General features: G+C 68.5%; 2 protein-coding genes and 1 pseudogene. All 3 read left to right on the top strand.

What is annotated here, in order from left to right:
• Nucleotides 1-865: carbohydrate ABC transporter permease (locus CWIS_RS13105; RefSeq protein WP_048343762.1), on the top strand; the 865-nt coding region annotated here is incomplete at its 5' end.
• Nucleotides 862-1,686: a carbohydrate ABC transporter permease gene (locus CWIS_RS13100; RefSeq protein ID WP_048343761.1), complete on the top strand. Its 825-nt coding sequence runs from the start codon at nucleotides 862-864 to the stop codon at nucleotides 1,684-1,686. The genes CWIS_RS13105 and CWIS_RS13100, both read left to right, overlap by 4 nt.
• Nucleotides 1,687-1,757: 71 nt before the next feature.
• Nucleotides 1,758-2,478, top strand: a pseudogene (locus CWIS_RS13095) (glycoside hydrolase family 2 protein); the annotation flags it as partial.

Genomic DNA, 2,478 nt, shown 5'->3' with positions numbered 1-2,478 from the left:
CCGACGCCGACGCCTCGTCCCCTACCTGTTCCTCGCGATCCCCGTCGGCCTGCTGGTCCTGCTCACGTACGTCCCCGTCGTGAACATGTTCTGGTACTCCGTGACCGACTGGGACGGCCTCGACAAGGTCAAGACCTTCGTCGGCGCCGACAACTACCGCGAGGTGTTCACGGACCCGGACAACGTGCGGGTCTTCTGGGTCTCGCTGTACTACTTCGTCGGCTCGTTCGTGCAGATGGTCGTCGCGCTGTACTTCGCGACGATCCTGTCGTTCCGGATCCGGTTCAAGAACCTCTGGAAGGGCATCCTGTTCTTCCCGTACCTCATCAACGGCGTCGCGATCGGGCTGATCTTCCTCAACTTCCTGCGCCCCGCGGGCGGGCTCGACTCCACGCTGACGGCGGTCGGGCTCGAGTCGCTCGTGCGGCAGTGGACGGGCGACCCCGACATCGCGAACGTCACGCTCGCGGGCGTCTCCGTGTGGCGGTACATGGGGCTGAACTTCGTGATGTTCCTCGGCGCGATCCAGTCGATCAGCAGCGAGGTGTACGAGGCGGCCGAGATCGACGGCGCGAGCCGCTGGCACGAGTTCTGGTTCATCATCCTGCCGTCGATCCGCCCGATCGTCGGGCTCTCGCTGATCCTGGCGATCTCGGGTTCGCTGTCGGTCTACGAGATCCCGAAGGTCATGACCGACGGCGGCAACGGCACCGAGACGTTCGTGATGCGCACGGTCTGGATGGCGTTCAACCGCGGCATGGTCGGGCTCGCCTCCGCGATGGCGGTCGTGCTGCTGCTGATCGTGCTCGTCATCACCTGGATCCAGCGGCTCGTGCTGCCTGACGACGAGGTGGACCTCGCATGATCCGCGCCGCCACCAGCACCGTGAAGTACGTCAGCCTCGTGCTCGCGTCGATCGTGATGCTCCTGCCGATCGTGCTGATCGTCGTCGGGTCCTTCAAGACGAACCAGGAGTTCCTGACGACCGGCCCGTTCACGGCACCCGAGAGCTGGACCAACGTCTCGAACTACGCGACCGCGTTCACGCGAGGCGGGATGATGCGCGGGTTCGTCAACACCGTCGTCATCTTCGGCGTCGCCATCGCCGGCACGATCCTGATCGGCGCCGCGACGGCCTACGCGCTCGACCGGTTCCGGTTCGCCGGGCGGCGCGGTGTGCTCAACCTGTTCCTGCTGGCCACCCTGGTCCCCGGCGTGACCACGCAGGTCGCGACGTTCCAGATCATCAACTGGCTCGGCCTCTACGACAGCCAGGGCGCGCTGATCCTGCTGTTCATGGGTACGGACATCATCTCGATCTACATCTTCCTGCAGTTCGTCCGCAGCATCCCGAGGTCGCTCGACGAGGCCGCGACGATCGACGGAGCGGGCCACCTGCGGATCTTCTTCACGATCATCCTGCCCAACCTGAAGCCCGCGATCGCGACCGTGGTGATCATCAAGGGGATCGGCATCTACAACGAGTTCTTCCTGCCCTTCCTCTACATCACCGACCCGGACAAGCGCCCGATCTCGACCGCCCTGTTCGCGTTCAAGGGCCCGTTCGGCTCGCAGTGGGAGGTCATCTCGGCTGGCGTGGTCATCACGATCGTCCCGATCCTGGTCCTGTTCCTCTTCCTGCAGCGGTTCATCTACAACGGCTTCACCGCGGGAGCGACCAAGTAGCGCCCACGCACCCGCCTCGACGACGAGGCCCCGGCCCACCCGCTCACCGCGCACCACTCGGAGCTCTCCTGATGACGCACACCGACCTCGTCGACGGCTGGCGCCTGACCGCCACCGCCGGCACCCCCGACGACCTGGACGACGCCCTCGCGGCGGCGCTGGCCGCCGGCGTCCCCGCGGCCGTCCCCGGCACGAGCCACACGGCCCTGCTCGACGCGGGCCTCGTCCCGGACCCGTACCTCGACCGCAACGAGGAGGCCCTCGCGTGGATGCGGCACGTGGACTGGCGCTACGTGCGTCCGCTCGTGGAGGCCGCTCCCGACGGCGACGAGCGCGTCGACCTCGCGTTCGACGGCATCGACACCGTCGCGACGATCTCGCTCGTCGGCGCCGACGGCGCGGTGCACGAGGTCGGGCGGACCGCGAACCAGCACCGCTCCTTCCGGTTCGACGTGCGTGACCTCGTGGGCTCCGCGGTCGAGCTCCGGGTGGACCTGACCTCCGCGCTGCACCACGCGCAGGCGCTCGAAGCCCGGCTCGGGCACCGCCCGCTGGCCTACCCGCAGCCGTACAACATGGTCCGCAAGATGGCCTGCTCGTTCGGCTGGGACTGGGGGCCCGACCTGCAGACGGCCGGGCTGTGGCGCCCCGCGCGCGTCGAGCGCTGGCGCGTCGCGCGCCTGGCGCAGGTGCGTCCGCTCGTCACGCTCGCCGCGGACGGCACGGGCCGGGCCGAGCTCCACGTCACGGTCGAGCGCTCGGGCCTGCCCGGCGGCGACGCGCCGCTCGCGG

Origin of the sequence: Cellulomonas sp. A375-1 (genome assembly GCF_001040865.1) — a bacterium.
Lineage (GTDB): Bacteria > Actinomycetota > Actinomycetes > Actinomycetales > Cellulomonadaceae > Cellulomonas > Cellulomonas gelida.
The sequence above is the reverse complement of the archived record's forward strand: the minus strand, read 5'-3'. Positions and strand labels throughout refer to the sequence as shown.